This window comes from Pseudomonas siliginis, assembly GCF_019145195.1.
GTDB lineage: Bacteria > Pseudomonadota > Gammaproteobacteria > Pseudomonadales > Pseudomonadaceae > Aquipseudomonas > Aquipseudomonas siliginis.
In genome coordinates, this window is sequence record NZ_JAHSTW010000001.1 from 832,991 (window position 1) to 857,986 (window position 24,996).

Here is a 24,996-nt window from a genome sequence, read left to right on the forward strand (position 1 = left end):
AAGACTGGAGACTCACCCCCATGAACTTCAAACGCACCTTGCTCGCCGCTGCACTCCCGCTGATGTTCACCTTTGCTGGTGGCGCTCAGGCAGATATGAAACTCAAATTCGCTGATATTCATCCAGACGGTTACCCAACCGTGGTGGCCGAAAAGAGCATGGGCAAAACGCTTGAAAAGGAAACCAACGGCGAGCTGACCTTCCAATACTTCCCGGGCGGTGTGCTCGGCTCCGAGAAGGAAGTTATCGAGCAGATGCAGGTCGGCGCGGTGCAGCTGTCGCGCGTCAGCCTGGGGATCGTCGGCCCCGTGGTGCCGGATGTGAACGTGTTCAACATGCCGTTCATCTTCCGCGACCAGCAACACATGCGTAACGTCATTGATGGCGCGGTAGGCGATGAGATCCTCGACAAGATCACCAACTCCGAATTCGGCCTGGTAGCCCTGGCGTGGATGGACGGCGGGACGCGCAACATCTACACCAAGAAACCGGTGCGCAAGCTCGAAGACCTCAAGGGCATGAAAATTCGCGTGCAAGGCAACCCGATGTTCATCGACATGATGAACGCCATGGGCGGTAACGGCATCGCCATGGACACCGGGGAAATCTTCAGCGCCCTGCAGACCGGCGTGATCGACGGTGCGGAAAACAACCCGCCGACCCTGCTCGAACACAACCACTTCCAGAACGCCAAGTTCTACAGCCTGACCGGTCACCTGATCCTGCCGGAGCCGATCGTGATGTCGAAAATCACCTGGGAAAAACTCACTCCGGATCAACAGAAGATGGTGAAAACGGCGGCCAAGGCTGCCCAGGCTGAGGAGCGCGTGCTGTGGGACAAGAAGTCCGCTGCCAGTGAAGAAAAACTCAAGGCCGCCGGCGTCGAGTTCATCGAAGTCGACAAGAAACCTTTCTACGACGCCACCGCTCCGGTACGGGAAAAGTACGGCGCGAAGTACGCCGACCTGATCAAGAAAATCGAAGCTGTTCAGTAACGCCTCCCGCTCCGTACTCATGAAAAAGGCCCGGCGCGCCAGCGGTTCAGGCGCGCCCGGTTACGGTGGAACCCGATGAAGAATCTGCTGCTGCGTATCAACGACAAGATCTACATGACGTGCATCTGGGTCGCCGGCCTTTCCGTCCTGGCGATTTCCCTGATGATTCCCTGGGGCGTGTTCGCCCGTTACGTGCTCGGCACCGGCTCCAGCTGGCCAGAGCCGACGGCGATCCTGCTGATGATGGTGTTCACCTTCATCGGCGCCGCCGCCAGTTACCGCGCCGGTGCGCACATGGCCGTGGCCATGCTCACCGACCGCATGCCACCGCAGCTGAAATCCGCAGCAGCGATTTTTTCGCAACTGCTGATGGCGGCAATCTGCATCTTCATGACCATCTGGGGCACCAAGCTGTGCATGTCCACTTGGAACCAGTTCATGGCCGCCCTGCCCGATCTGCGCGTTGGTGTGACCTATCTGCCGATCCCCGTGGGCGGTTTGCTGACGCTGATTTTTGTCGTGGAAAAACTCTTGCTCGGTGACCAGAGCAAACGTCGGGTCGTGCAGTTCGACCTGGTTGAAGAAAGTGAAGGTGCCGTTTAATGGACGCTCTGATTCTGCTGGGCAGTTTTATCGTATTGATCCTGATCGGCATGCCGGTCGCCTACGCGTTGGGCGCCGCTGCGCTGATCGGCGCTTGGTGGATCGACATTCCCTTCCAGGCGGTGATGATCCAGGTCGCCTCGGGGGTGAACAAATTCTCGCTGCTGGCGATTCCGTTCTTCGTCCTCGCCGGCGCGATCATGGCCGAGGGCGGCATGTCCCGGCGGTTGGTGGCGTGTGCCGGCGTGCTGGTAGGTTTCGTCCGTGGTGGCCTGTCACTGGTCAACATCGTGGCATCGACCTTCTTCGGTGCGATCTCCGGTTCGTCGGTGGCTGACACGGCGTCGGTGGGTTCGGTGCTGATTCCGGAAATGGAACGCAAGGGCTATCCACGGGACTTCTCCACCGCCGTGACCGTCAGCGGTTCGGTGCAAGCTTTGCTGACCCCGCCAAGCCACAACTCGGTGCTCTACTCGCTGGCCGCTGGCGGTACGGTGTCGATCGCTTCGCTGTTCATGGCCGGCATCGTCCCGGGCCTGCTGATGAGCGCCTGCCTGATGGTGCTGTGCCTGATTTTCGCGAAAAAGCGCAACTACCCCAAGGGCGAAGTGATTCCGATGCGCCAGGCGCTGAAGATCGTCGGCGAAGCCCTGTGGGGCATGATGGCGATGGTGATCATCCTCGGCGGCATTCTCTCGGGTATTTTCACCGCCACTGAATCGGCGGCCATCGCGGTACTTTGGTCATTCTTCGTGACCATGTTCATCTACCGCGACTACAAATGGAGCGAGCTGCCCAAGCTGATGCACCGCACGGTGCGCACCATCTCCATTGTGATGATCCTGATCGGTTTCGCCGCCAGCTTCGGCTACATCATGACCCTGATGCAGATCCCGGCGAAGATCACCACGCTGTTCCTGACCCTGTCGGACAACCGCTACGTGATCCTGATGTGCATCAACGTCATGCTGCTGTTGCTTGGCACGGTGATGGACATGGCGCCGCTGATCCTGATCCTCACGCCGATCCTGATGCCAGTGATCATGGGCATCGGTGTCGATCCGGTGCAGTTCGGCATGATCATGCTGGTCAACCTGGGGATCGGATTGATAACACCGCCGGTGGGCGCCGTGCTCTTCGTCGGCTCGGCGGTGGGCAAGGTCAGTATCGAAAGCACCGTGAAAGCGCTGCTGCCGTTCTATGGCGTGCTGTTCCTGGTGTTGCTGCTGGTGACCTACGTGCCGGCGATTTCGCTGTGGCTGCCACACCTGGTGTTGTAACCCGCTGAGAAGATCGCAGCCTCGTGCAAGGAGGCTGCGATCTTTTGCTCTTCACGCCCGCAACAACATGTACCCCGCCACCACCAGACAGACACTGGCAAACCCCACCTGCAACGCCCGCGCCGGCACCTGCGCGCACAGCCTGCGACCGACGATCATGCCAACGATGCTGGCGACAATGAACGCCGCGCCCTGACTGTCGATACGCACCCCCGCATGAAGCGCGCCGATCACCCCGATCGCGGAAATCAGACTGATCACCATCAACGACGTCGCAACGATGCCGCGCATCTGCACATCGGTCAGTTGCTTGAACGCCGGCACGATCAGAAAGCCGCCGCCGACGCCGAGCAAGCCCGAAACCACGCCGGTAATCGCGCCCAGTGCAGCCAGGGTGGCGGTGCATTTGGCGGTCCAGTCGAAGCGCCCGGTCTGCTCGTTGAGCATGCAGTTTTTCTGCCCCCAACTGGCATGGCCGTGGTCGCTCGGCCCCGCTTGCTGACGGTCCTTTCTGAACATTCGCCACGCGACCAGAACCATCAGCAGGCTAAACAGCATCCTCAGAATCTTTTCCTGCAACTGATGTGCGAAGTAGATCCCCAGCGGCGAAAACACCGCGCCCAGAGCCGCGATCAACAGCGCCGCGCGGTAACGCACCAGGCCATGGCGCAAACCGTCGATCGCCCCGACCGCAGCCGCGCTGCCGACCGCAAACAAGGCCACCGGCGCCGCTTGCGTCATCGTCCAGCCGAGCCCGAGCACCAGCGCCGGCACCGCGAGAATCCCGCCGCCCGCACCGGTCAGGCCGAGGACCAAGCCCATCACCACGCCAAACAGACTTGCCAGCAACATAGGAGTTTTCTCAGTCGACCCTGGACAGACGCGTCAGCCACTCGCGGCCCTTGAGCATGCCGTGCCAGTAGAACCACGGCAGCAGCGTCGCCTTCAGCCACCATGCCGAACGGCGGGCCACGGTCGGGTCCAGCGGGAAGGTCGGCAGCAGTTTGCCGCCATAGCCGAACTCGGCGAGGATCACCTTGCCCTTCTCCACCGTCAGCGGGCAGGAACCGTAGCCGTCGTACTTGAGCGGCAGCGGCTGTTGTTTGCGCGCGGCCAGCAGGTTTTGCGCAACGACGACAACCTGCTTGCGCACCGCTGCGGCAGTTTTCGCATTGCTGGTGCCGCAGATATCGCCCAGTGCGAACACCTCGGGATAACGCGGATGCTGCAAGCTGTGTGGATCGACTTCGCACCAACCGCCGGCATCGGCCAGCGGACTCTGTGCGATGAAATCCGGCGCGACTTGTGGCGGCACGACGTGCAGCAGGTCGAAGGTTTTCGCCACGCGGCTGACAGTGCCGTCGGCGTCCTTGACTTCAAACCACGCGGTTTTTGCCGGGCCGTCGACCTTGACCAGATTCGAGTTGAACGCCAGTTGCGCGTCGTACTGTTCGATGTACTTCATCAACGGCGGCACGAAGGTCGGCACGCCAAACAGCGCAGCGCCAGCGAGATTGAATTCAACCTTGATGTCTTTCAGCACGGCGGATTTGCGCCAGTGATCGCAAGACAGGTACAGGGCTTTTTGCGGCGCGCCGGCGCATTTGATCGGCATCGCCGGCTGGGTGAACAGCGCCCGGCCATCGCGCAGTTTCTGCACTTGATCCCAGGTGTACTGGGCGTGTTGATAGCTGTAGTTGGAGGTGACGCCGTGCTGACCGAGGCTTTCCTGCAAGCCTTCGATTTTCTCCCAGGCCAGGCGCAGGCCGGGGCAGACGATCAGGTTTTGATAGCTGACGGTGCGCTGGTCGTCGAGGGTGAGTTGGCGGCTTTGCGGGTCGATGGCGCTGACACTGGCCTGAATCCACGTTGCCTGACGCGGCATGACTTGGCTCATCGGCCTGACCGTGTCTTTCACGTCAAATGCACCACCGCCGACCAGCGTCCACGCAGGTTGATAGTAGTGCTGCGAACTCGGTTCGATCACGGTGACTTTGAGCTGCGGGTCACGCTTGAGCAGGCTGGCGACAAAACCGATGCCGGCCGTGCCACCGCCGATGACCACGATGTCCGCACTGATGGATAGGCCCCAGTGTTGATCGTTCATTGCTTGTTCCTTTTGCTGCACGCAAGGATTTGTTCGGGTCAAACCAAAGAACCTGTGGGAGCTGGCTTGCCAGCGATAGCGGTGTGTCAGTCACATAAATGTTCGCTGATAAGTCCTCATCGCTGGCAAGCCAGCTCCCACAGGGTAAGTAAGTGTGAGGGCTGGCATTTATGGCTGTTCCCAGCTCTTGAGTACCGCTCCGCAATACAGCCCCGACAGGGTTTTCATCACCTGGATCACTTCGTGACTGGCCAGGCCATAGAAAATGTATTTGCCTTCGCGGCGGGTCGCGACCAGGCCTTCATCGCGCAAGATGCCCAGTTGCTGGGACAGCGTCGGCTGGCGTACGCCGGTCATTTTTTCCAGTTCGCCGACGTTGCGTTCGCCCTGGGTCAGTTGACAGAGGATCAACAGGCGATCCTCATTGGCCAGGGCTTTGAGCAAGGCGCAGGCTTTGGACGCCGAGGCGCGCAGTTGGGCGACTTCACATTCGGTCAGACTGGATTGCATTTGCACGAGGCCTTGAAGGTCACTTAAGCTGCGAACATTATGTTTTTACATAAACTGTTGCAACCCGAAATTCCCAGCACAGGTTTCTGCCATGTCCGCCCAGATTGAAGCGTTCCTCGACCCCGCCTCCTCGACCTACAGCTACGTGGTCTACGAAGCCGACGGCGGCCAGTGCGCGATCGTCGACCCGGTGCTCGATTACGATGGCGCTGCCGGGCGCACCGGCACGGCGCAGGCGGACAAGATCATCGCTTTCGTGCGTGCGCACCGGCTGCAAGTGCAATGGCTGCTGGAAACCCACGCCCACGCCGATCACCTGTCTGCCGCGCCGTATCTGCGTCGGGAACTGGGCGGCAAGATCGCCATCGGTGAATCGATCAGCAAAGTGCAGAGTGTGTTCAAGGCACTGTTCAATCTGGAGCCGGAATTTTGCGTCGATGGCTCGCAGTTCGATCATCTGTTCGCGCCGAACGAGTCGTTCATGATCGGCAACCTCATGGCTACCGCCCTACACGTCCCCGGCCATACGCCAGCGGACATGGCCTACCTGATCGACGGCGAGCAGATCCTGGTGGGTGACACGCTGTTCATGCCGGACGTTGGCACCGCGCGCTGTGATTTCCCTGGCGGCAATGCGCAGCAATTGTTCAAGTCGATCCAGAAGCTGTTGGCGTTTCCGGCCAGCGTGAAGCTTTACGTTTGCCACGACTATCCGCCCGAGGGCCGCGCCTCGCAGTGCCAGACCACTGTCGGCGAACAGCGCAAAAGCAATATTCATGTGCATGACGGGATCGATGAAGCGGCGTTCGTGGAGATGCGCACGACACGTGACGCTGGGTTAGGCATGCCGACGTTGCTGCTCCCGGCGATCCAGGTGAATGTACGGGCGGGGAATATGCCGGCGCCTGAGGACAATGGCGTGGTTTACCTGAAGATCCCGCTTAACAAACTCTGACCGCGCTGATTCACGCGCGAAGCCAACTGATCATTCCCACGCGCAGCAAAGGAATGCCGCCAGGGACGCTCCGCGTTCCGCCTCAAGAAGTGACGCAGAGCGTCACGGGATGCATTCCCACGCGGAGCGTGGGAACGATCGGCGAATGGAGCTGCCGTGGCTGCGATGTTTTGATCTTCACGTCCCCAACGTCAAACCGTTCGCAGGCAACGGCAACGCGGTCTTATAACGCACCTGCTTCAGCGCAAAGCTCGAGCGGATGTTCGCCACCCCCGGCACCTTGGTCAGAAAATCCATCATGAAGCGTTCCAGCGACTGAATGCTCGGCACCAGCACGCGGATCAGATAGTCCGGGTCCCCGGCCATCAGATAGCACTCCATCACCTCGGGCCGGTCGGAGATCGCTTCCTCGAAATGCTGCAGCGCTTCTTCCACCTGCTTTTCCAGGCTGACGTGAATGAACACATTCACATGCAGCCCCAGCAGATCGGCATCCAGCAGCGTCACCTGCTCGCGAATCAGTCCCAATTCTTCCATTGCCTTGACCCGGTTGAAGCATGGCGTCGGCGACAGGTTCACCGAGCGAGCGAGGTCGGCATTGGTGATGCGCGCGTTCTCCTGAAGGCTGTTGAGAATGCCGATGTCGGTACGGTCCAGTTTGCGCATGAGACAAAACCACCTGTTTTTTATGTTTATGCAGAATTTCTATCTGCAAATGGTCGCCAGCGCAACGAAACACAGAGAAATATTCTTCTTGGCCACGCCTATGATTGTTGTAGGACAAGATTTCCTCATCCCGGAATGACTGCCAGCTCACTACAAGAAATTCACAAGATCGAGCGTAGAAGCCATGACCCAAGCGTATGAACCGCTGCGCCTGCACGTCCCTGAACCCTCGGGCCGTCCCGGCTGCAAAACCGATTTTTCCTACCTGCATCTGACCGATGCCGGTACGGTGCGCAAACCTCCTGTCGATGTAGAACCTGCCGATACCGCCGACCTCGCCCGTGGTTTGATCCGCGTGCTTGACGATCAGGGCAACGCCCTCGGCCCGTGGGCCGAAAACGTGCCGGTCGAGATCCTGCGCAAAGGCATGCGCGCGATGCTCAAGACGCGCATCTACGACAACCGCATGGTCGTCGCCCAGCGGCAGAAAAAGATGTCGTTCTACATGCAGAGCCTCGGTGAAGAAGCCATCGGCAGCGCCCAGGCTCTGGCACTGAACATCGACGACATGTGCTTCCCGACCTATCGCCAGCAAAGCATCCTGATGGCCCGCGATGTGCCGTTGGTCGACCTGATCTGCCAGTTGCTGTCCAACGAGCGCGATCCGCTCAAGGGCCGCCAGTTGCCGATCATGTACTCGGTCAAGGACGCCGGTTTCTTCACCATTTCCGGCAACCTCGCCACCCAATTCATTCAGGGCGTCGGCTGGGGCATGGCCTCGGCGATCAAGGGCGATACGAAAATCGCCTCGGCGTGGATCGGTGACGGCGCCACCGCCGAATCGGACTTCCACACCGCCCTCACCTTCGCCCACGTTTATCGCGCGCCGGTGATCCTCAACGTGGTCAACAACCAGTGGGCAATTTCCACCTTCCAGGCCATCGCCGGCGGTGAAGCCACGACTTTCGCCGGACGCGGCGTCGGTTGCGGCATCGCCTCGCTGCGTGTCGATGGCAACGATTTCTACGCGGTCTACGCCGCTTCCGCCTGGGCTGCCGAACGCGCCCGGCGCAACCTCGGCCCGACCATGATCGAATGGGTCACCTACCGCGCCGGCCCGCACTCGACCTCCGACGACCCATCGAAATACCGCCCTGCCGATGACTGGAGCCACTTCCCGCTCGGCGATCCGATCGCGCGTCTGAAACAGCACCTGATCAAGGTCGGCCACTGGTCGGAGGAAGAGCACAGCGCCGTCAGCGCTGAACTTGAAGCCGAAGTGATTGCCGCGCAGAAACAGGCCGAACAGTACGGCACCCTCGCCGGCGGGCAGATTCCAAGCGCCGCGACCATGTTCGAAGACGTCTACAAAGAGATGCCGGAGCACTTGAAGCGCCAGCGTCAGCAGTTGGGGATCTGACATGAACGATCACAACAACAATATTCAGTTGGAAACCGCCATGACCACGACCACCATGACCATGATCCAGGCCCTGCGCTCGGCCATGGATGTGATGCTTGAGCGTGATGACAATGTCGTCGTCTTCGGCCAGGACGTCGGTTACTTCGGCGGTGTGTTCCGCTGCACCGAAGGCCTGCAGACCAAGTACGGCACCTCGCGGGTGTTCGACGCGCCGATTTCGGAAAGCGGCATCGTCGGCGTGGCCGTCGGCATGGGCGCCTACGGTTTGCGTCCGGTCGCCGAAATCCAGTTCGCCGACTACGTCTACCCCGCCTCCGACCAGATCATCTCCGAAGCGGCGCGCCTGCGTTATCGCTCGGCTGGCGAATTCACCGCACCGATGACCCTGCGCATGCCATGCGGCGGCGGCATCTACGGCGGTCAGACGCACAGCCAGAGCATCGAGGCGATGTTCACTCAGGTCTGCGGTCTGCGCACGGTGATGCCGTCCAACCCGTACGACGCCAAAGGCCTGCTGATCGCCTCCATCGAAAACGATGACCCGGTGATCTTCCTCGAGCCGAAACGCCTGTACAACGGCCCGTTCGATGGCCATCACGACCGCCCGGTAACCCCGTGGTCGAAACACCCGCAAGCCCAGGTGCCGGACGGTTACTACACCGTGCCGCTGGACGTTGCCGCGATCACTCGCCCGGGCAAGGACGTGACCGTGCTGACCTACGGCACCACCGTCTACGTCTCGCAAGTCGCTGCCGAAGAATCCGGCGTCGATGCCGAAGTCATCGACCTGCGCAGCCTGTGGCCGCTGGACCTGGAAACCATCGTCAAGTCGGTGAAGAAAACCGGCCGCTGCGTGGTGGTTCACGAAGCTACGCGCACCTGCGGTTTCGGCGCCGAGCTGGTATCGCTGGTGCAAGAGCACTGCTTCCATCACCTGGAAGCGCCGATCGAACGCGTCACCGGTTGGGACACTCCCTACCCGCACGCGCAGGAGTGGGCGTATTTCCCAGGGCCGTCCCGCGTGGGCGCGGCGTTGAAACGGGTCATGGAGGTCTGAATGGGCACGCACGTTATCAAGATGCCGGACATCGGCGAAGGCATCGCAGAAGTAGAACTGTCGCAGTGGCACGTCAAGGTTGGCGATCTGGTGGTTGAAGACCAGGTGCTGGCGGATGTCATGACCGACAAGGCGATGGTCGATATTCCGTCGCCGGTGCACGGGAAAGTGATTGCGCTCGGTGGTCAGCCGGGTGAAGTGATGGCGGTCGGCAGTGTGCTGATCAGCATCGAGGTTGAAGGAGCCGGCAACCTTAAAGAGTCCGCCGCGCCTGTTGTTACCAAAGAGCCTGTTACGCCGGCAGTTGAAGCCGTTGTGGAAAGCAAACCTGTTGCAGCCGCGCCGCGCCCTGCTCCTGCTCCTGCTTGCCAAAGCCCGATGGTTGCCCGCGAAGCCGATGAGCGCCCACTGGCCTCGCCAGCCGTGCGCAAACATGCGCTGGATCTGGGTATTCAATTGCGTCTGGTTCGCGGCAGCGGCCCGGCCGGTCGCGTGTTGCATGAGGATCTTGAGACCTATCTGGCGCAAGGTCAGTCGAACGCTTCGGCGCCGGCCGCTGCCGCTTATGCCCAGCGCCACGACGAAGAACAGATTCAAGTGATCGGCATGCGCCGCAAGATCGCCCAGCGCATGCAGGATGCTACTCAGCGTGCCGCGCACTTCAGTTATGTGGAAGAAATCGACGTCACCGCGATCGAAGAACTGCGTGCGCATCTGAATGAAAAACATGGCGCCAGCCGTGGCAAGTTGACCTTGTTGCCGTTCCTTGTTCGCGCGCTGGTTGTGGCCCTGCGCGACTTTCCGCAGATGAACGCCCGTTACGACGACGAAGCGCAAGTCATCACCCGCCTCGGTGCGGTGCATGTCGGAGTCGCCACGCAAAGCGATGTCGGCCTGATGGTGCCCGTGGTGCGTCACGCCGAAGCGCGCAGCCTGTGGGACAGCGCCGCCGAAATTTCGCGTTTGGCCAACGCCGCGCGCAATGGCAAGGCCAGCCGCGATGAGCTGTCCGGTTCGACCATTACTCTGACCAGTCTCGGCGCATTGGGCGGCATTGTCAGCACGCCGGTGCTGAACCTGCCGGAAGTGGCCATTGTCGGCGTAAACAAAATCGTCGAACGGCCAATGGTGGTCAAAGGCCAGGTGGTGATCCGCAAGATGATGAACCTCTCCAGCTCCTTCGATCACCGCGTGGTCGACGGCATGGACGCGGCGCTTTTCATTCAGGCCATTCGTGGCTTGCTCGAACAACCCGCTACCTTGTTTGTGGAGTAATGGAATGCAGACTTTGAACACCACCCTGCTGATCATCGGCGGCGGCCCCGGCGGTTACGTCACGGCGATCCGCGCCGGGCAACTGGGTATCCCGACCATTCTGGTCGAAGGCCAATCGTTGGGCGGCACCTGCCTGAATATCGGCTGCATTCCGTCGAAAGCGCTGATTCACGTGGCTGAGCAGTTTCATCAGACGCAGCATCACAGCCAGCATTCGGCGCTCGGCATCAGCGTTGCCGCGCCGACTCTGGATATCAGCAAAAGCGTCGAGTGGAAGGACGGCATCGTTGATCGCCTGACCACTGGCGTCGCCGCGCTGTTGAAGAAAAACAAGGTTCAGGTCATCAACGGCTGGGCGAAAATCATCGACGGCAAAACCGTGGAAGTCGGCGATACGCGCATCCAGTGCGAACATCTGGTGCTGGCGACCGGTTCGACCAGCGTCAACCTGCCGATCCTGCCGATTGGCGGGCCGATCATCTCCTCCACCGAAGCGCTGGCGCCAACGGCTGTGCCGAAGCGTCTGGTGGTGGTCGGCGGTGGTTACATCGGGCTGGAGCTGGGCATCGCTTATCGCAAGCTCGGCGCCGAAGTCAGCGTGGTCGAGGCGCAGGACCGCATCCTGCCGGCCTATGACGCAGAACTGACGCAACCGGTGCATGAGGCGCTCAAGCATCTGGGTGTGAAGCTGTACCTCAAGCACAGCGTGCTGGGTTTCGACGGCACGTTGCAGGTGCGCGATCCCGAAGACGAAACCCTCAATCTGGAAACCGATCAGGTACTGGTTGCCGTCGGTCGCAAACCCAATACGCAGGGATTTAATCTCGAAGCGCTGAATCTGGACATGAACGGTTCAGCGATCAGGATCGACAGCCGTTGCCAGACCAGCATGCGCAACGTCTACGCCATTGGCGACGTGAGCGGCGAACCGATGCTGGCCCACCGCGCCATGGCTCAGGGCGAGATGGTTGCCGAGCTGATCAGCGGCAAGCGCCGCGAATTCAACCCGACCGCCATCGCCGCCGTGTGCTTTACCGACCCGGAACTGGTGGTGGTCGGCAAAACTCCGGACGAGGCCAAGGCTGCCGGGCTGGACTGCATCGTTGCAAGCTTCCCGTTCGCCGCCAACGGCCGGGCGATGACCCTGGAATCGAAAAGCGGCTTCGTCCGCGTGGTCGCACGTCGCGACAATCATCTGATTGTCGGCTGGCAGGCGGTCGGTGTCGGTGTTTCCGAATTGTCGACGGCATTCGCGCAGAGCCTGGAAATGGGCGCGCGACTGGAAGACATCGGCGGCACCATCCATGCCCATCCAACCTTGGGCGAAGCGGTGCAGGAAGCGGCGTTGCGGGCGCTGGGGCATGCGCTGCATCTGTAAATACGTCAAATTGATCGTTCCCACGCTCCGCGTGGGAATGCAGCCCGGGACGCTCTGCGTCCCAACAGCCGAACGCGGAGCGTCCGATGAGGCATTCCCACGCAGAGCGTGGGAACGATCAGTCGAGGGAACGATCAGCGGAGCGAATTCCGGCTGCGAAACCGCTCAAGAATGAAGTATTGTTGCGCCCATCCAAAAAAACGTCAGAAGCCTTGAACCGTTTCGGCGGTTGTTCAGTGATAGAGGGTGTCATGGGTAACGAAAGCATCAATTGGGACAAGCTGGGTTTTGACTACATCAAGACCGACAAGCGCTATCTGTCGTACTTCCGCGATGGCGAGTGGGACAAAGGCACCCTGACCGAAGATAACGTCCTGCACATCAGCGAAGGCTCTACGGCTCTTCACTATGGCCAGCAGTGCTTCGAAGGCATGAAGGCCTATCGCTGCAAGGACGGCTCGATCAACCTGTTCCGCCCGGACCAGAACGCCCTGCGCATGCAGCGCAGCTGCGCGCGTCTGCTGATGCCGACGGTCGACACCGAGCAGTTCATCGAAGCCTGCAAAGCCGTGGTTCGCGCCAACGAGCGTTTCATCCCGCCGTACGGCACCGGCGGCGCGCTGTACCTGCGCCCGTTCGTGATCGGCGTCGGTGACAACATCGGCGTACGCACCGCACCCGAGTTCATCTTCTCGATCTTCTGCATCCCGGTCGGCGCCTACTTCAAGGGTGGCCTGACCCCGCACAACTTCCAGATCTCCAGCTACGACCGCGCGGCCCCGCAAGGCACCGGTGCGGCCAAGGTCGGTGGCAACTACGCCGCCAGCCTGATGCCGGGCTCGAAAGCCAAGAAAGCCAACTTCGCCGACGCGATCTACCTCGATCCGATGACCCACACCAAGATCGAGGAAGTCGGTTCGGCCAACTTCTTCGGGATCACCCACGACAACAAGTTCGTCACCCCGAACTCGCCATCGGTCCTGCCAGGCATCACCCGCCTGTCGCTGATCGAACTGGCCAAATCGCGTCTGGGCCTGGAAGTGGTTGAAGGCGACGTGCTGATCGACAAACTGGCGGACTTCAAGGAAGCCGGTGCCTGCGGTACCGCTGCGGTGATCACGCCGATCGGTGGCATCAGCTACAACGATCACCTGCATGTGTTCCACAGCGAAACCGAGGTCGGCCCGGTGACCCAGAAGCTCTACAAAGAGCTGACTGGCGTGCAGACCGGCGACATCGAAGCGCCAGCGGGCTGGATCGTCAAGGTTTGATCTGACGACTGCAGATGCTCAGAAGCCCTCCATTGAGTGATTGATGGAGGGCTTTTTTGTTGGGCTGCAAAAGATCAAAAGATCGCAGCCTTCGGCAGTTCCTACACGGTCTCTGTAAGACCTGCCGAAGGCTGCGATCTTTCGATCTTCTATTTCAAAGCAATCCGCTTCCCGGCTCGACTGGCGATTCCGCTCGCCTGCCCATTCTGCTGCTTGCCCATCCGCGCCTGGGTGATCAATCCCGGTATCAACTCACCCTCCGGCAGATTCTTCCAGAACCGCACCGGCAGATGCCCTTGCATGACCTTCGGGTTCAACCGCGCCGGGTTGAAGATGTGGCTGTAGTAGGTCAACCACAAATCGCCGTGGGGGTCGTCGACGTTCTGCGCCAGTTGCTGCCATTCAATCGGGCATTGCCGCTCGTGAATCAATTGCTCACCGTCGTAATAAACGCCGTCACGCGGTGTGGCGATCAACCAGCGATGCTGGCCCATGCGCCCGATAAAGTGCTCGCTGGCGCTGTGCAGAATGTCATGCGCCGGTTCGTGCCACGCCACGTATTGTGGACCAGGCAGATCCTTGGGCCGCTCGATGAAACGCACAAACGCATGCAGATGATGGGCCTCGCGGCTGACCTGCTTGATGCGGCGCTGCAACTCGCTGCCGAGCTTGTCGCCCGCCATCATCGCCGTGCGGTCGCCGTGACTGACGCGCCAGAGCACTTCATACAACAGGCTCCAGCGTTGCTCGCCGCGATAGCGCGCCGCTTGTTCGAGGGTGGCGAGCAGCGCACGGGGAATACGCGCCTGAAACGGCCCCTGACCTTCGGGCACGTGATCATCACTGGCAAACAGATCGCCCACCCCTTCCGCCGCCCAGCTCACCAGACTCGGATCGATTTCATGGCTGAGCAACCAGCGCGCCTGCTGGCGCCAGGTGTCGAACAGATCGTCGCAATCAAGACTGATCATCCCCACAACCCCATCTGCTGCGGCATCGGCCGGTCACGCAATTGCTGGTAGAGCATGTGGCTGGTGACTTCCGCCTGTTGCGGGTGGTAATCGCTGGTGATGATGAACGGCTTGGCCTTGGCCAGCACGCAGCGCATCCGCGCCACGTCTTCGTAACGGATGCGGCGCTGACGGCGCAGCTCGACCAGGCGCTCCGTGGTGCGCAAGCCAATGCCGGGGATGCGCGCGATCAACGTCGCGTCGGCACGATTGAGGTCCAGCGGAAACACTTCGCGATTTTCCAGCGCCCAGGCCAGCTTCGGGTCGATATCGAGCGCCAGATTGCCCGGGCCTTTGAGCAGTTCGTCAGCGCTGTAGCCGTAGCTGCGTAGGAGGAAATCAGCCTGATACAAACGGTGCTCGCGCATCAGCGGCGGCGCGGCGAGCGGTACGCTTTTCGGGCTGTCGGGGATCGGGCTGAACGCCGAGTAATAGACCCGGCGCAAACGGAAGTTGCCGTACAGCGACTGGGCGCTGTGGAGGATGGTGCTGTCGTCGGTGTCATCGGCACCGACGATCAATTGCGTGCTCTGCCCGGCCGGGGCGAATTTTGCCGAGCGCGGCTCGTTCAACACTGTTTGCACGCCGGTGTAGATGGTGTTCATCGCTTGCTTGATCGAGGTGATGTCCTTCTCCGGCGCCAGTGTCTGCAGGCTGGCATCGGTGGGCAGTTCGATGTTGACGCTGAGGCGATCGGCATAGCGCCCGGCTTCTTCGATCAAGGCCGGATCCGCTTCCGGAATGGTCTTTAAATGGATGTAGCCGCGAAATTCGTGCTTTTCACGCAGCAACTTGGCGACGCGCACCAGTTGCTCCATGGTGTAGTCCGCCGAGCGGATGATCCCGGAGCTGAGAAACAGGCCGCTGACGCAGTTGCGGCGGTAGAAATCCATGGTCAGCGTCACGACTTCTTCCGGAGTGAAGCGCGCACGTGGCACATCGCTGGAACGGCGGTTGACGCAGTACTGGCAATCGTAAAGACAGAAGTTGGTCAGCAGGATTTTCAGCAACGACACACAGCGCCCGTCCGGCGTGTAGCTGTGGCAAATGCCCATGCCGTCTGTCGAACCGAGCCCGCTCTTGCCCTCGGAGCTGCGCTTGGGCGCACCGCTGCTGGCGCAGGAGGCGTCGTACTTGGCGGCGTCGGCGAGGATGCTCAGCTTGTCGATGATTTGCATGGCGCGGGCTCTTTACTGTGTGCATATACAGTATAGGCTCGCCCGCCGGGAAACAAGTTGATGGATGACCCCTCGTCGGCTGGCCATCTGAATTGCGACCAACCGCGCAACCAGTGGGAGCGAGCTCGCGAAGAGGCCCTGCCAGTCACCGCAACACAGTGATCAAACCTCCCACTGCAATATCAACCAGCTGTTCGCCCCGCTGATCAACACAAACAGCCCCCAGGCCAGCACCCGCGTGGGCCAGCGATTCACAAACGGCCCCATCAGCCGTTTGTCGTTGGTCATGCGAATCAGCGGGTACAAGGCAAACGGCAGTTGCAGGCTGAGCACGACCTGGCTCAACACCAGCAACTTGCCGATCGCGTTATCGCCCATGAGCCAGACGCCGATGAACGCCGGAATCAGCGCCAGCCCGCGGGTGATCAAACGCCGCTGCCAGCACGGGATGCGCAGGTTCAGATAGCCTTCCATGATGACCTGCCCGGCGATGGTCCCGGTGAAGGTCGAACTCTGCCCCGACGCGAGCAGCGCCACGCCGAACAGCACACTGGCCAGCGCACCGCCAACCAGCGGGTCGAGCAGGTGATACGCGTCCTGAATGTCGACCACATCGGTGTGTCCGGACTGGTGAAACGCCGCCGCCGCGAGAATCAGGATCGCCGCGTTGACCAGCAGCGCCAGGGCCAGCGAACCAATGGTGTCGATACGCGCGAGTTTCACCGCGTCCTGCTTGCTCGCCAGGTCCTTGCCGATCATCCGCGTCTGCACGATCGAGGTGTGCAGATACAGGTTATGCGGCATCACTGTGGCGCCGAGGATGCCAATGGCCAGATACAGCGGCGCCGCATCGCCAATAGCCGACAGCGAGGGTTTGAAGCCCAGCGCCACGTCTGGCCAATAGGGTTTGATCAACAACAATTCGACGAAGAAACACACACCGATGGTCGCGACCAGCACCAGCATGATCGCTTCGAGCCGGCGGAACCCCCGGTTCTGCAAGGCCAGCACCAGCAACGTGTCGAACGCCGTCAGAGCGATACCGAAGGTCAGCGAACAGCCGAGCAGCAAGTGAAACGCCAAGGCGCAGCCAAGCACTTCGGCGAGGTCGGTGGCGATGATCGAGATTTCCGCCAATATCCATTGCAAGCGCGCAGTCGGGGTGCTGTAGCGCTCGCGGGACAACTGCGCCAGATCGCGCCCGGTGGCGATGCCTAACCGCGAGCACAGGCACTGCACCACCATGCCTGCCAGACTCGCCAGCAACACGACGAACAACAGGCTGTAGCCAAAACGCGAACCGGCCTCGATCGCAGTGGCCCAATTGCCCGGGTCCATGTAGCCGATCGACACCAGCAAACCGGGACCGGCGAAACGCAGCACACGTTTGAAGAACGAGGCAGTCGGATCGACCGCGACACTGCCGGCCACTTCCGGCGGGCAAAACGGCGCGGTGGCGATTTTGGGCAAGCTGAATTTCACGCACACATCCAGAAACAAAAACGGGAGCCCGGCAGCTTAGTCGTTTCGCCTGATGCCTTGAAGCGCAAAGATCACTGAACCTATGGGTTCACGCCCAGCAACTGCTCGCGCAACTCGGGACTGCGTGTTCGTGGATCCAGCCAGATATCGAAAAACGCCTTGGCAAACTGCGGATCCTCAATCTCATGCTGGAGCTTCTGCCCGACAAAAAACCGCGCGCCCTGCCCCGGCAGATATACGCCGGTGATCCGTGTACCGGCCTGCACGTCGACAAACGACTGTTGCATCTGCGTCTGCCAGCCGGCCAATTGCGCTGAAGTGACCCGGGAACCGGCCAGGCGTTTGATCTCATCGACGCTGGTGCTGACCAGATCGTCGCGCGAGATGTTGCGCCGGTAGATCAGCTCCAGAGCAAACGGCTGGCCATCCGCCAGAGGCCGCGCGGCACTCCACAAGCGCGCGCTGTAAACGTCGAAGCCGAACACGCTGAAATCGCCGCTGCCGATGATTTGCGCGCCCGGCACTGCGTCCTGCCAATTGGCCCACGTCGGCGTCAGCAACAGCGCCCATAAACCGATGCCACAACAGCCACGAACGAGCTTGGGTGTTCTGTTCATCGCCGTATCGTCTCCGCTGCATTCTGATGATCAAAGCATAGCCGGATTCGCGCCTGAATTTTTGTATACAAAAATTTTGAACATAGGCAGCAATCTTTAGTCGGCAGTGCTAACGTGGCTCATCCTGACCCGACGGAGACACACGCGTGCTGATCCTGAAATTGCTGCTGATTCCCGGTTTTCTCCTGCTGATTTCCCTGGCGGGCAAGCGCTGGGGGCCGAGCGTGGCTGGGTGGCTGTCGGGATTGCCGGTGGTGGTCGGGCCGATTCTGTTCTTTCTGGCGATCGAACAAGGGCCGCAATTTGCCGCGCAATCGGCGGTCGCGGCGCTGTCGGCAATGTTCGCGATGATCGCTTTCTGCATCACTTATGCGCAGGTGGCGCAGCGGGCGAACTGGCCGTGGGCGTTGACCATTTCGTTGGCGGTGTGGGCCGCGCTGGCGGCAGTCTTGTCGGTGATTCCGGCGTCCTTGCCGTTCTCGGTGATTGCGGCAGCGGTGGCACTGCTCGCTTCGCCTTATCTGTTCCCCGAGGTGCAGCCGGTGTTGAACGGGCCAGCACCGAAGTCGGACAAACTGATCTGGCGGATGATCGCCGGTGCGGCGCTGACGCTGGTGGTGACGATGCTCGCCAGCACCGTCGGCGAACGCTGGAGCGGCCTGCTCGCGGTGTTTCCGGTGCTTGGCAGCGTGATGGCGGTGTTCTCGCAACAAACCCGCGGCCCGGCGTTTACCGCTGCGTTATTGCGCGCAACGGCGACCGGCATGTATTCGTTCTCGGCGTTTTGCCTGGTGTCGGCCCTGACGCTGCCGAGCATGGGCCTCAGCGGTTTTGTCGTAGGCGTGGCAGTGTCGGTGGCCATGCTCGGGGTGACCCGGCGTCTGCTGGCGCGGCCATTGGCCAAGGCGCAAGCGCAATAACCGCCCGGACGAATCGCGCTGGAACGCCCGGCACGCTCCGTGGGATGATCGCCCGCCTCGCGCGACCATTTCCCGGAGATTTCAGATGTCATTGTTGAGCAAAAAAGCCGTCGTCCTGATGCTGGCGGCCGTCGCCGGTTTCGCCGCGATCAACGCGCACGCCGCCAAGGAAAAGGTCAAAACCGAGAAGGTTACGCTGCTCGACGGCAAATTCGCCTTCGTCCTGCCCAAAGGCTTTGTCGCCGACCCGCTGCCCGCCAGCCCGAGCGGGGCCAAGGGCACGATGTACACCAACCAGACCACCAAAACCGTGGTCATCGCCGCCGAAAACCAGATCCCGGCTGGGCAGAACGTCAAGGACAACGACGGTGAGTTTCTCGACGGCAGCGTGTCGAGTTTCATCGACGATCAGCGCAAGGCCCTGCCGGACTTCAACAAGCTCAGCGAAAAAAGCCTGACCCAGAAAGGCACCGGCCTGGGGCTGCGTCAGGTTGACAGCACCGCCACTCAGGGCGGTGGCCAAACCCTGAACACCACATTGCTGGCCGGCTCGGGGACGAAGATGGCGCTGGTGCAGGTGATTTCCCGCGCCAGCGACAAGAAAGCTCACGATGCCCTGGTCAAAGCCATCGTCAAGGATTGAGCCGCTGCAACCAGCCATTCAGATCGCGCAACTCGGCCGCACTGATGCTGTGGCCGACGCCCGGATACGCGTGAAACTCGGGCTGGTAATCGAGCTTCTGCAATAGCGCGTTGGCCTCGGTGCCGTGACGGTAAGGCACCGGATCATCAGCGGTGCCGTGGCCGATAAAAATGCTCAGCGGCAGTGGCGCTTGCCCGGGCTTGAGTTCGGCTTTGAGCACCGGCAACAAGCGCCCGCTCAACGCGGCAAACCCGCCCACGACCGCTGGCGCGCGCAGGCCCACTTCGTAGCTCATCATCGCGCCCTGGCTGAAGCCGATCAGGTACACCTTGTCGGGCGCGGCGTGATATTTCTTCGCCGCCTGGGTGATAAAGTCGCGCAGCTTCTGACCGCTGACCTTCAGATCATCGGTCTCGCCGTTGTAGGCGCCTTCGCCCTTCTTGCGAAACCACTGGTAACGTCCTTCACCCAACGTCATCGGCGCGCGCACGGAAAGGTAGTTGTACTGCGCCGGCAGCTGAAACTTCATGCCGATCAGATCGGCCTCGTTACTGCCGTAACCGTGCAGGAAAATCACCAGCGGACGTGGTTCAGCGTCGGCGTGGACCTGTTCGAGGTACTTGAGTGGCAAGTCGGATTGCAGGGTGGTTTGCGCGTGAACGGCGGTGGATGCGAGCAGGGTCAGCAGGGCGAACAATTTCAGCATTGCAGCGTTCCTTCACAGAGTGTCGGGTTCGCGGGGAGCCTAACATTCTCGGCTGAGGATCCAAATTTTGTGGCGTGGCTGATGGCCCTTTCGCGAGCAGGCTCGCTCCCACCGTTGAAATGCGTTCCCTTGTGGGAGCGAGCCTGCTCGCGAAGAGGCCCGCACATTTACCGCAACCTGTCAGTCGTTCGTCAGCTTGCCGGTACGAAACGGCACCCGCCCCGCCACTTTCGCCTGCCAGATCCCCGGCTCGGTATAACGCCCGCGATCAATCGCAAACAGCACCCCGCTGGTGCCGGCGCGCACGGTGGTCACGCGATCCTGCAACGGGTCAACAACCTCGAACAGCGCATCGCCCTGCTCTACCCACTCGCCGGCATTGCGCAAGAAACTGACCACGCCATGGTGCGGGGCGAACAGGTATTCGGTGCCTTCGAACGGCAGACCTTCACAACATTCGCTCGGCGCCGCCGGCCATTCGCCGCTGATGAAACCCTGCTCGGCGAGAAAGCCCAGAATCGCTTCGCAATTGGCCTGAGCCTGATCGACGCGGGTGTCGCCCATGCTGCCCAGCTCCAGCGTCGTCGCCAGATTCGCCGCCGGAATCGCCGCGTCCGGGAATGCTTTGGCCAGACGCAGCCACGGCGTCGAGCACGACTCATCGAATGAGCTGCCACCGGAGTCCTCGCAGAGCAATGCCACGCCGGCCTGCAACCGCGCCGCCAGCGATTGCCACTGCGGCCAGTGTTGCGGCAGCGCATAGAGGTGAATCGCAGCGTCGAAGTCGCAGTGCAAGTCGAGGGTGATGTCGGCGTCGCAGGCATGGCGCAGCAACAAGCGGTGCAAGGCTTCCAGTTGCGATGCCGGCGCCGTTAATTCTTCGAAGACCTGAGCCATGGCCTGGCGGATCAGCGCGACATTGGCCTCGGCATCCGCGCCCAGACGCTCGCCCACCAGCGCAGCGACCGGGGCGCTCAGTTCGACGAATGCGCGGTTGAAATTCTTGCCGCTGCCCAATTCGAAGCGGCCCATGTGATTGCCTTGCAGATGCTGATCCAGGCCGATCGGATTGGCCACCGGCGCCAGTTCGATAACGCCCTGCAAACGCCCCTGCCGTTCCAGTTCGTTCAAGCGCAGCTTGAGTTCCCACGCGGTACGCATGCCCGGCAGTTCATCGGCGTGCAGGCTGGCCTGAATGTACACCTTGCGGCTGCCGGCGCCGTAGCGGAACACGCTGAGGGAGCGCTCGCTGCCCAAATGGCTCCAGGGCAGAACGTGGTCGATGCGTTGCATGGAAAACTCCTTAATAGCTGGGTTACGCAAATCCCTGTGGGAGCGAGCCTGCTCGCGAATGCGTCAGGTCAGACGATGACGATGTCGAATGTCAGACCGCTTTCGCGAGCAGGCTCGCTCCCACAGAGAATTTCCATCAATAAAAAAACATAAAAAAAGTGGCCACCGCGCAAACGGGGCCACTTTTTTTCACGGCGTATTAATGGCCGTACACGTCAAAGTCGAAGTACTTGTCCTGGACTTTCTTGTACTCGCCATTGGCGCGGATTTCGGTGATGGCTTTGTTGAATTGCTCAGCCAGTGCGGTATCGCCCTTGCGCACGGCAATGCCAGCGCCGCCGCCGAAGTACTTGGCGTCTTCGTAGGTCGGACCGACGAATTCGAAACCTTTGCCGGCATCGGTTTTCAGGAAACCGTCGCTGAGGTTGACCGAGTCAGCCAGCATCGCGTCGATACGCCCGGACACCATGTCGAGGTTGGCTTCCTGCTGCGAGCCGTAGCGCACCAGTTCGATCCCGGCCGGAACCAGCACTTCGGTCGCGTAGCGGTCATGGGTACTGGCACGCAGCACGCCGACTTTCTTGCCCTTGAGTTCGGTCAGCGGGTCTTTCACGCCGGAGCCTTCCTTCATCACGAAGCGTGCCGGGGTGTGGTAGTACTTGATGGTGAAGTCGACGTTCTTCTTGCGATCGTCAGTGATGGTCATCGACGACAGGATCGCGTCGATTTTTTTCACTTTGAGTGCCGGGATCAGGCCATCGAACTCTTGCTCGACCCACGTGCATTTGACTTTCATCTGCGCGCACAGCGCGTCACCGATGTCCACGTCAAAACCAGTGAGTTTGCCGTCAGGGGTTTTCATCGAAAATGGCGGGTACCCGGCTTCGATACCGATGCGGATCGGCTTGGCGTCTTCGGCCACAGCGGTCAGGGACAACATCGACAGTGCCAGGGCACCGAACATCACTAGCTTTTTCATTTATTACTCCCGTGCGGAGGCTTTTATTGGCAGCTTTCGAGTCAGCGTTCGGTCATGGCGTTCTAACGGCAAAAACCGACGTGGCCGGCAGTCTATGGCGGCGCGCACGGAGGCAATTGTTTTTAAGCGACAATTACTTACAGAACATCGGCGCACGCATTGACGAGGGTCAAGGCGTGCGCCGTGGTGGTGCGAAGGCTGTAGGACAAGACTGTTTTAAGAGCAAGAAGCGCCGATCCTCCGGCAGCTCCTTGTATCTACAGAAACGTCAGCATTCGCAGGCGACAGGTGTATTGGCGACTGACGCCGCGCTCAGTTCGAAACCTTCATCGAGCCATCCGGTGACGCCGCCGATCATCTCTTTCACCGGATAACCCAACGCCGCGAGCTTCACCGCAGCCTTGTTCGCCCCATTGCAATGCGGCCCTGCGCAATAGACCACGACCAACGTGCTTTTCGGGTAATCGGCCAAGCGCTCCGCCGTGAGCAAGCGTGTCGGGATATTGATCGCGCCGGGTACATGGCCGCGCTCGAACGCCAATGGGCCGCGCACATCCACCAGAACAAAATCGACCTCCCCGGCCTCTTGGCTACTGAACACGTCGGAACAATCGGTTTCGAAGGTCAGACGATTGCTGAAATGCATCAGGGCAATCGCCGAAGGTGCGGCGGGGATTTCGCGAACCAGGCTGGTCATGTTGTGTTGCTCCTTTGTCTGTGGGGGATGAACAGACTTTATCGAGCCACCGCTTGACGCTACAGTGGCGTGCAAGACACCGACCGGGAGTTTGCCGCCAAATGCCCACTCAGCCCAATCTGGTTGCCATTCTGGCCTACGATGGCCTCTGCACGTTCGAGTTCGGCATTGCCGTGGAGATCTTCGGCCTGGCCCGGCCAGAGTTCGATTTCCCTTGGTACGAGCATGCGATTGCCGCAGTCGATCCAGGCCCGATGCGCGCCATGGGTGGCATTCAGGTGCTGGCCGATGGCGGCTTGGAACTGCTCGCCGCAGCGCGCACCATCGTCATTCCGGGCTGGCGCGACCGCGATGCCCCGGTACCGCCAGCGCTGATCGACGCGTTGCGTCAGGCCCATGACCGAGGCGCGCGGTTGCTGTCGATCTGCTCGGGCGTGTTCGTCCTCGCCGCCAGCGGCCTGCTCGACGGCCACCGCGCCACCACTCACTGGCGCTACACCAGCGAACTGGCGCAACGCTACCCTGCGATCGAGGTCGATCCGGACGTGCTCTACGTCGACGCCGGCCAACTGATCACCTCCGCCGGAAGCGCCGCCGGCATCGACGCCTGCCTGCATCTGGTGACACGTGACTTCGGCACGCAGGTCGCCAACGCCGTCGCGCGGCGACTGGTCATGTCGCCACAACGCACCGGCGGCCAGGCCCAATTCATCCCCACCCCGGTCAGCCCGACACCCCGCAGCGACCTGTCGCGCGTCATGCAATGGGCCCGCGAACGCCTGCACGAACCACTGGAAGTCCGCGATCTGGCCAGCGAAGCGGCGATGAGCGAGCGCACGTTTTTGCGGCGCTTCACCGAAGCCAGCGGGCAAACGCCCAAGGCGTGGCTGCAACATGAACGCCTGGCGCGAGCGCGAGAGCTGCTCGAGAGCACCCATGAACACACCGAGCAAATCGCCCAACGCTGCGGCTATCGCTCGGTGGAGAGCTTTCGTGTGGCGTTTCGCAGCGTGGTGGGCGTACCGCCGTCGGTTTATCGGGAGCGATTTGGGAGAAGCAACAAGCTTTCGCTCCATTCCACAGCGTTTTAAGGGCTGACGCTGGCGGCGAGACCTGCAGAAACGCCGGCCGATGAAAACCATAAAACGGACAAATGCGGCTTGCTTTATATTGATTCTGATATAACCTGAAAATCAAACGCGCACTGGCACTTCTTGCAATACAACTCACCGTCGCCGCTTACGTTCAGCTATTACGCTTTTCCTTTTGACACAGGACTAGCCGATGCCGAAACACAAGGATGTGGTGTTCGTGGGAAGCGCGTTGAAAGATCTCAAAGCGTTCCCGGTTGATGTCCGAAGAGCGGCGGGGTTTCAGCTGGACCTGTTGCAACAGGGTGATGCCCCACTCGATTGGCGCCCTATGAAAACCGTAGGACGCGGTATCAACGAAATCAGGATCACCGAGGACTCAGGGGCGTTTCGCGTGTTTCATGTAGTCAATCGACCACAAGCAATCTATGTGCTTCACGCCATGCACAAAACCACGCGTAAAACGGAAATTAGAGACATCGAACTGGCCCGGGCCAGATATCAGGAAATAGGTTAAGCCATGAAGGAACATCAAGACTCATCCCAACGATTTTCCAGTGTATGGGATGCATTGGAGGACACGCCTCAGGAAGCCGCCAACATGCGTTTGCGAGCCAAGCTCATGCGTTCGCTTTGCGAGACCATTCGAGCGTGGGAGCTCCCTCAAAAGGACGCGGCACAGAGATTGGGAATCTCGCAGCCGCGCCTCAATGATGTACTCAACGGGAAAATCGACAAATTCTCGCTGGATGCATTGGTCAACCTGTCAGCTGCTGCAAGGCTGGAGGTGGACATTTGCTTTCCGTCAGGCCCGTTGCAATGGGCCTGACACTGGCTCTGCGTGGCAATGTCCACCCTGC

At 60.7% G+C, this 24,996-nt stretch carries 26 protein-coding genes; 14 read left to right on the forward strand and 12 right to left on the reverse strand.

From position 1 onward, the window contains the following. Positions 1 to 20: 20 nt before the first annotated feature. The 3 genes from KVG87_RS03590 to KVG87_RS03600 all read left to right on the forward strand — a co-directional run bounded on the left by KVG87_RS03590 (position 21) and on the right by KVG87_RS03600 (position 2,878). The gene (locus tag KVG87_RS03590; protein WP_076563441.1) at positions 21 to 995 is read left to right on the forward strand and encodes a TRAP transporter substrate-binding protein; all 975 of its coding nucleotides are present in this window, start codon (positions 21 to 23) and stop codon (positions 993 to 995) included. Positions 996 to 1,070: 75 nt separating this feature from the next. Beyond that, positions 1,071 to 1,598: a TRAP transporter small permease gene (locus KVG87_RS03595; RefSeq protein WP_110600937.1), complete on the forward strand. Its 528-nt coding sequence runs from the start codon at positions 1,071 to 1,073 to the stop codon at positions 1,596 to 1,598. After that, entirely contained in the window at positions 1,598 to 2,878 is a 1,281-nt protein-coding gene (locus KVG87_RS03600; protein WP_016775191.1) for a TRAP transporter large permease, read from the forward strand. The genes KVG87_RS03595 and KVG87_RS03600 overlap by 1 nt, the downstream gene beginning before the upstream one ends. Before the next feature lie 51 nt (positions 2,879 to 2,929). Here the strand turns inward: KVG87_RS03600 and KVG87_RS03605 are convergent, their stop codons facing one another. The 3 genes from KVG87_RS03605 to KVG87_RS03615 all read right to left on the reverse strand — a co-directional run bounded on the left by KVG87_RS03605 (position 2,930) and on the right by KVG87_RS03615 (position 5,495). Further along, complete coding sequence (locus KVG87_RS03605; protein WP_217849291.1) at positions 2,930 to 3,730, reverse strand: sulfite exporter TauE/SafE family protein; 801 nt, start codon at positions 3,728 to 3,730, stop codon at positions 2,930 to 2,932. Positions 3,731 to 3,740: 10 nt separating this feature from the next. Next, a complete protein-coding gene (locus KVG87_RS03610; protein ID WP_217849293.1) occupies positions 3,741 to 4,985 on the reverse strand; it encodes an NAD(P)/FAD-dependent oxidoreductase in 1,245 nt (414 codons plus the stop codon). Between the two features lie 168 nt (positions 4,986 to 5,153). After that, positions 5,154 to 5,495 carry an ArsR/SmtB family transcription factor gene (locus KVG87_RS03615; protein ID WP_016775194.1) on the reverse strand — a complete coding sequence of 114 codons (342 nt, stop codon included), beginning with the start codon at positions 5,493 to 5,495 and terminating at the stop codon, positions 5,154 to 5,156. Between the two features lie 91 nt (positions 5,496 to 5,586). On the opposite strand from KVG87_RS03615, the gene KVG87_RS03620 reads away from it, so the two are divergent. Beyond that, positions 5,587 to 6,450 (forward strand): MBL fold metallo-hydrolase, encoded by an 864-nt coding sequence (locus tag KVG87_RS03620; RefSeq protein WP_217849295.1) that lies wholly within the window; start codon positions 5,587 to 5,589, stop codon positions 6,448 to 6,450. 177 nt (positions 6,451 to 6,627) lie between these two features. Here KVG87_RS03620 and bkdR read toward each other — a convergent pair whose 3' ends face one another. Beyond that, positions 6,628 to 7,116: a Bkd operon transcriptional regulator BkdR gene (bkdR, locus tag KVG87_RS03625; RefSeq protein ID WP_039762201.1), complete on the reverse strand. Its 489-nt coding sequence runs from the start codon at positions 7,114 to 7,116 to the stop codon at positions 6,628 to 6,630. Positions 7,117 to 7,300: 184 nt separating this feature from the next. On the opposite strand from bkdR, the gene KVG87_RS03630 reads away from it, so the two are divergent. From KVG87_RS03630 to KVG87_RS03650, 5 genes are all read left to right on the forward strand, one after another. After that, positions 7,301 to 8,536 (forward strand): 3-methyl-2-oxobutanoate dehydrogenase (2-methylpropanoyl-transferring) subunit alpha, encoded by a 1,236-nt coding sequence (locus KVG87_RS03630; RefSeq protein WP_024013347.1) that lies wholly within the window; start codon positions 7,301 to 7,303, stop codon positions 8,534 to 8,536. A gap of 1 nt (position 8,537) precedes the next feature. After that, entirely contained in the window at positions 8,538 to 9,596 is a 1,059-nt protein-coding gene (locus KVG87_RS03635) for an alpha-ketoacid dehydrogenase subunit beta (RefSeq protein WP_003224000.1), read from the forward strand. Next, on the forward strand, positions 9,597 to 10,871 hold the full coding sequence (locus KVG87_RS03640) for a dihydrolipoamide acetyltransferase family protein (protein WP_217849297.1): 1,275 nt from the start codon (positions 9,597 to 9,599) through the stop codon (positions 10,869 to 10,871). A gap of 4 nt (positions 10,872 to 10,875) precedes the next feature. Beyond that, on the forward strand, positions 10,876 to 12,249 hold the full coding sequence (lpdA, locus tag KVG87_RS03645) for a dihydrolipoyl dehydrogenase (protein ID WP_217849299.1): 1,374 nt from the start codon (positions 10,876 to 10,878) through the stop codon (positions 12,247 to 12,249). A gap of 251 nt (positions 12,250 to 12,500) precedes the next feature. After that, positions 12,501 to 13,520 carry a branched-chain amino acid aminotransferase gene (locus tag KVG87_RS03650; protein WP_041476992.1) on the forward strand — a complete coding sequence of 340 codons (1,020 nt, stop codon included), beginning with the start codon at positions 12,501 to 12,503 and terminating at the stop codon, positions 13,518 to 13,520. 149 nt (positions 13,521 to 13,669) lie between these two features. Here the strand turns inward: KVG87_RS03650 and KVG87_RS03655 are convergent, their stop codons facing one another. From KVG87_RS03655 to KVG87_RS03670, 4 genes are all read right to left on the reverse strand, one after another. Continuing rightward, the gene (locus KVG87_RS03655) at positions 13,670 to 14,491 is read right to left on the reverse strand and encodes a TIGR03915 family putative DNA repair protein (protein WP_123442174.1); all 822 of its coding nucleotides are present in this window, start codon (positions 14,489 to 14,491) and stop codon (positions 13,670 to 13,672) included. Then, complete coding sequence (locus tag KVG87_RS03660) at positions 14,488 to 15,708, reverse strand: putative DNA modification/repair radical SAM protein (RefSeq protein ID WP_217849301.1); 1,221 nt, start codon at positions 15,706 to 15,708, stop codon at positions 14,488 to 14,490. Before KVG87_RS03660 ends, KVG87_RS03655 begins: the two co-directional genes overlap by 4 nt. Before the next feature lie 162 nt (positions 15,709 to 15,870). Continuing rightward, positions 15,871 to 17,190: an Nramp family divalent metal transporter gene (locus KVG87_RS03665; RefSeq protein ID WP_217849303.1), complete on the reverse strand. Its 1,320-nt coding sequence runs from the start codon at positions 17,188 to 17,190 to the stop codon at positions 15,871 to 15,873. An 80-nt stretch (positions 17,191 to 17,270) separates the two neighbouring features. Further along, entirely contained in the window at positions 17,271 to 17,807 is a 537-nt protein-coding gene (locus KVG87_RS03670) for a chalcone isomerase family protein (RefSeq protein ID WP_076563450.1), read from the reverse strand. Positions 17,808 to 17,953: 146 nt separating this feature from the next. On the opposite strand from KVG87_RS03670, the gene KVG87_RS03675 reads away from it, so the two are divergent. Further along, a complete protein-coding gene (locus KVG87_RS03675; protein ID WP_217849305.1) occupies positions 17,954 to 18,727 on the forward strand; it encodes a hypothetical protein in 774 nt (257 codons plus the stop codon). 85 nt (positions 18,728 to 18,812) lie between these two features. Further along, positions 18,813 to 19,370, forward strand: coding sequence for a DcrB/PsbP domain-containing protein (locus tag KVG87_RS03680; protein ID WP_076563452.1), 558 nt, complete (start codon positions 18,813 to 18,815; stop codon positions 19,368 to 19,370). Here KVG87_RS03680 and KVG87_RS03685 read toward each other — a convergent pair. The 4 genes from KVG87_RS03685 to KVG87_RS03700 all read right to left on the reverse strand — a co-directional run bounded on the left by KVG87_RS03685 (position 19,360) and on the right by KVG87_RS03700 (position 23,045). After that, positions 19,360 to 20,076, reverse strand: coding sequence for an alpha/beta hydrolase (locus KVG87_RS03685; protein WP_076563453.1), 717 nt, complete (start codon positions 20,074 to 20,076; stop codon positions 19,360 to 19,362). The genes KVG87_RS03680 and KVG87_RS03685 overlap by 11 nt on opposite strands. Before the next feature lie 180 nt (positions 20,077 to 20,256). After that, positions 20,257 to 21,369 (reverse strand): succinylglutamate desuccinylase/aspartoacylase family protein, encoded by a 1,113-nt coding sequence (locus KVG87_RS03690; protein ID WP_217849307.1) that lies wholly within the window; start codon positions 21,367 to 21,369, stop codon positions 20,257 to 20,259. A 199-nt stretch (positions 21,370 to 21,568) separates the two neighbouring features. Continuing rightward, positions 21,569 to 22,348, reverse strand: coding sequence for an ABC transporter substrate-binding protein (locus tag KVG87_RS03695; protein ID WP_024013359.1), 780 nt, complete (start codon positions 22,346 to 22,348; stop codon positions 21,569 to 21,571). 268 nt (positions 22,349 to 22,616) lie between these two features. Beyond that, the gene (locus KVG87_RS03700; protein ID WP_217849310.1) at positions 22,617 to 23,045 is read right to left on the reverse strand and encodes a rhodanese-like domain-containing protein; all 429 of its coding nucleotides are present in this window, start codon (positions 23,043 to 23,045) and stop codon (positions 22,617 to 22,619) included. Positions 23,046 to 23,146: 101 nt separating this feature from the next. On the opposite strand from KVG87_RS03700, the gene ftrA reads away from it, so the two are divergent. From ftrA to KVG87_RS03715, 3 genes are all read left to right on the forward strand, one after another. Beyond that, complete coding sequence (ftrA, locus tag KVG87_RS03705) at positions 23,147 to 24,136, forward strand: transcriptional regulator FtrA (RefSeq protein WP_217849312.1); 990 nt, start codon at positions 23,147 to 23,149, stop codon at positions 24,134 to 24,136. A gap of 193 nt (positions 24,137 to 24,329) precedes the next feature. Further along, on the forward strand, positions 24,330 to 24,653 hold the full coding sequence (locus KVG87_RS03710; RefSeq protein ID WP_217849314.1) for a type II toxin-antitoxin system RelE/ParE family toxin: 324 nt from the start codon (positions 24,330 to 24,332) through the stop codon (positions 24,651 to 24,653). Between the two features lie 3 nt (positions 24,654 to 24,656). Next, the gene (locus tag KVG87_RS03715; RefSeq protein WP_016775213.1) at positions 24,657 to 24,965 is read left to right on the forward strand and encodes a helix-turn-helix domain-containing protein; all 309 of its coding nucleotides are present in this window, start codon (positions 24,657 to 24,659) and stop codon (positions 24,963 to 24,965) included. Positions 24,966 to 24,996 lie beyond the last annotated feature (31 nt).

Bases quoted from the DNA above. Each gene is read 5' to 3' on its own strand.
- KVG87_RS03590 (WP_076563441.1), top strand. From the start codon at position 21: ATGAACTTCAAACGCACCTTGCTCGCCGCTGCACTCCCGCTGATGTTC.
- KVG87_RS03595 (WP_110600937.1), top strand. From the start codon at position 1,071: ATGAAGAATCTGCTGCTGCGTATCAACGACAAGATCTACATGACGTGC.
- KVG87_RS03600 (WP_016775191.1), top strand. From the start codon at position 1,598: ATGGACGCTCTGATTCTGCTGGGCAGTTTTATCGTATTGATCCTGATC.
- KVG87_RS03605 (WP_217849291.1), bottom strand. From the start codon at position 3,730: ATGTTGCTGGCAAGTCTGTTTGGCGTGGTGATGGGCTTGGTCCTCGGC.
- KVG87_RS03610 (WP_217849293.1), bottom strand. From the start codon at position 4,985: ATGAACGATCAACACTGGGGCCTATCCATCAGTGCGGACATCGTGGTC.
- KVG87_RS03615 (WP_016775194.1), bottom strand. From the start codon at position 5,495: ATGCAATCCAGTCTGACCGAATGTGAAGTCGCCCAACTGCGCGCCTCG.
- KVG87_RS03620 (WP_217849295.1), top strand. From the start codon at position 5,587: ATGTCCGCCCAGATTGAAGCGTTCCTCGACCCCGCCTCCTCGACCTAC.
- bkdR (WP_039762201.1), bottom strand. From the start codon at position 7,116: ATGCGCAAACTGGACCGTACCGACATCGGCATTCTCAACAGCCTTCAG.
- KVG87_RS03630 (WP_024013347.1), top strand. From the start codon at position 7,301: ATGACCCAAGCGTATGAACCGCTGCGCCTGCACGTCCCTGAACCCTCG.
- KVG87_RS03635 (WP_003224000.1), top strand. From the start codon at position 8,538: ATGAACGATCACAACAACAATATTCAGTTGGAAACCGCCATGACCACG.
- KVG87_RS03640 (WP_217849297.1), top strand. From the start codon at position 9,597: ATGGGCACGCACGTTATCAAGATGCCGGACATCGGCGAAGGCATCGCA.
- lpdA (WP_217849299.1), top strand. From the start codon at position 10,876: ATGCAGACTTTGAACACCACCCTGCTGATCATCGGCGGCGGCCCCGGC.
- KVG87_RS03650 (WP_041476992.1), top strand. From the start codon at position 12,501: ATGGGTAACGAAAGCATCAATTGGGACAAGCTGGGTTTTGACTACATC.
- KVG87_RS03655 (WP_123442174.1), bottom strand. From the start codon at position 14,491: ATGATCAGTCTTGATTGCGACGATCTGTTCGACACCTGGCGCCAGCAG.
- KVG87_RS03660 (WP_217849301.1), bottom strand. From the start codon at position 15,708: ATGCAAATCATCGACAAGCTGAGCATCCTCGCCGACGCCGCCAAGTAC.
- KVG87_RS03670 (WP_076563450.1), bottom strand. From the start codon at position 17,807: ATGAACAGAACACCCAAGCTCGTTCGTGGCTGTTGTGGCATCGGTTTA.
- KVG87_RS03680 (WP_076563452.1), top strand. From the start codon at position 18,813: ATGTCATTGTTGAGCAAAAAAGCCGTCGTCCTGATGCTGGCGGCCGTC.
- KVG87_RS03685 (WP_076563453.1), bottom strand. From the start codon at position 20,076: ATGCTGAAATTGTTCGCCCTGCTGACCCTGCTCGCATCCACCGCCGTT.
- KVG87_RS03690 (WP_217849307.1), bottom strand. From the start codon at position 21,369: ATGCAACGCATCGACCACGTTCTGCCCTGGAGCCATTTGGGCAGCGAG.
- KVG87_RS03695 (WP_024013359.1), bottom strand. From the start codon at position 22,348: ATGAAAAAGCTAGTGATGTTCGGTGCCCTGGCACTGTCGATGTTGTCC.
- KVG87_RS03700 (WP_217849310.1), bottom strand. From the start codon at position 23,045: ATGACCAGCCTGGTTCGCGAAATCCCCGCCGCACCTTCGGCGATTGCC.
- ftrA (WP_217849312.1), top strand. From the start codon at position 23,147: ATGCCCACTCAGCCCAATCTGGTTGCCATTCTGGCCTACGATGGCCTC.
- KVG87_RS03710 (WP_217849314.1), top strand. From the start codon at position 24,330: ATGCCGAAACACAAGGATGTGGTGTTCGTGGGAAGCGCGTTGAAAGAT.
- KVG87_RS03715 (WP_016775213.1), top strand. From the start codon at position 24,657: ATGAAGGAACATCAAGACTCATCCCAACGATTTTCCAGTGTATGGGAT.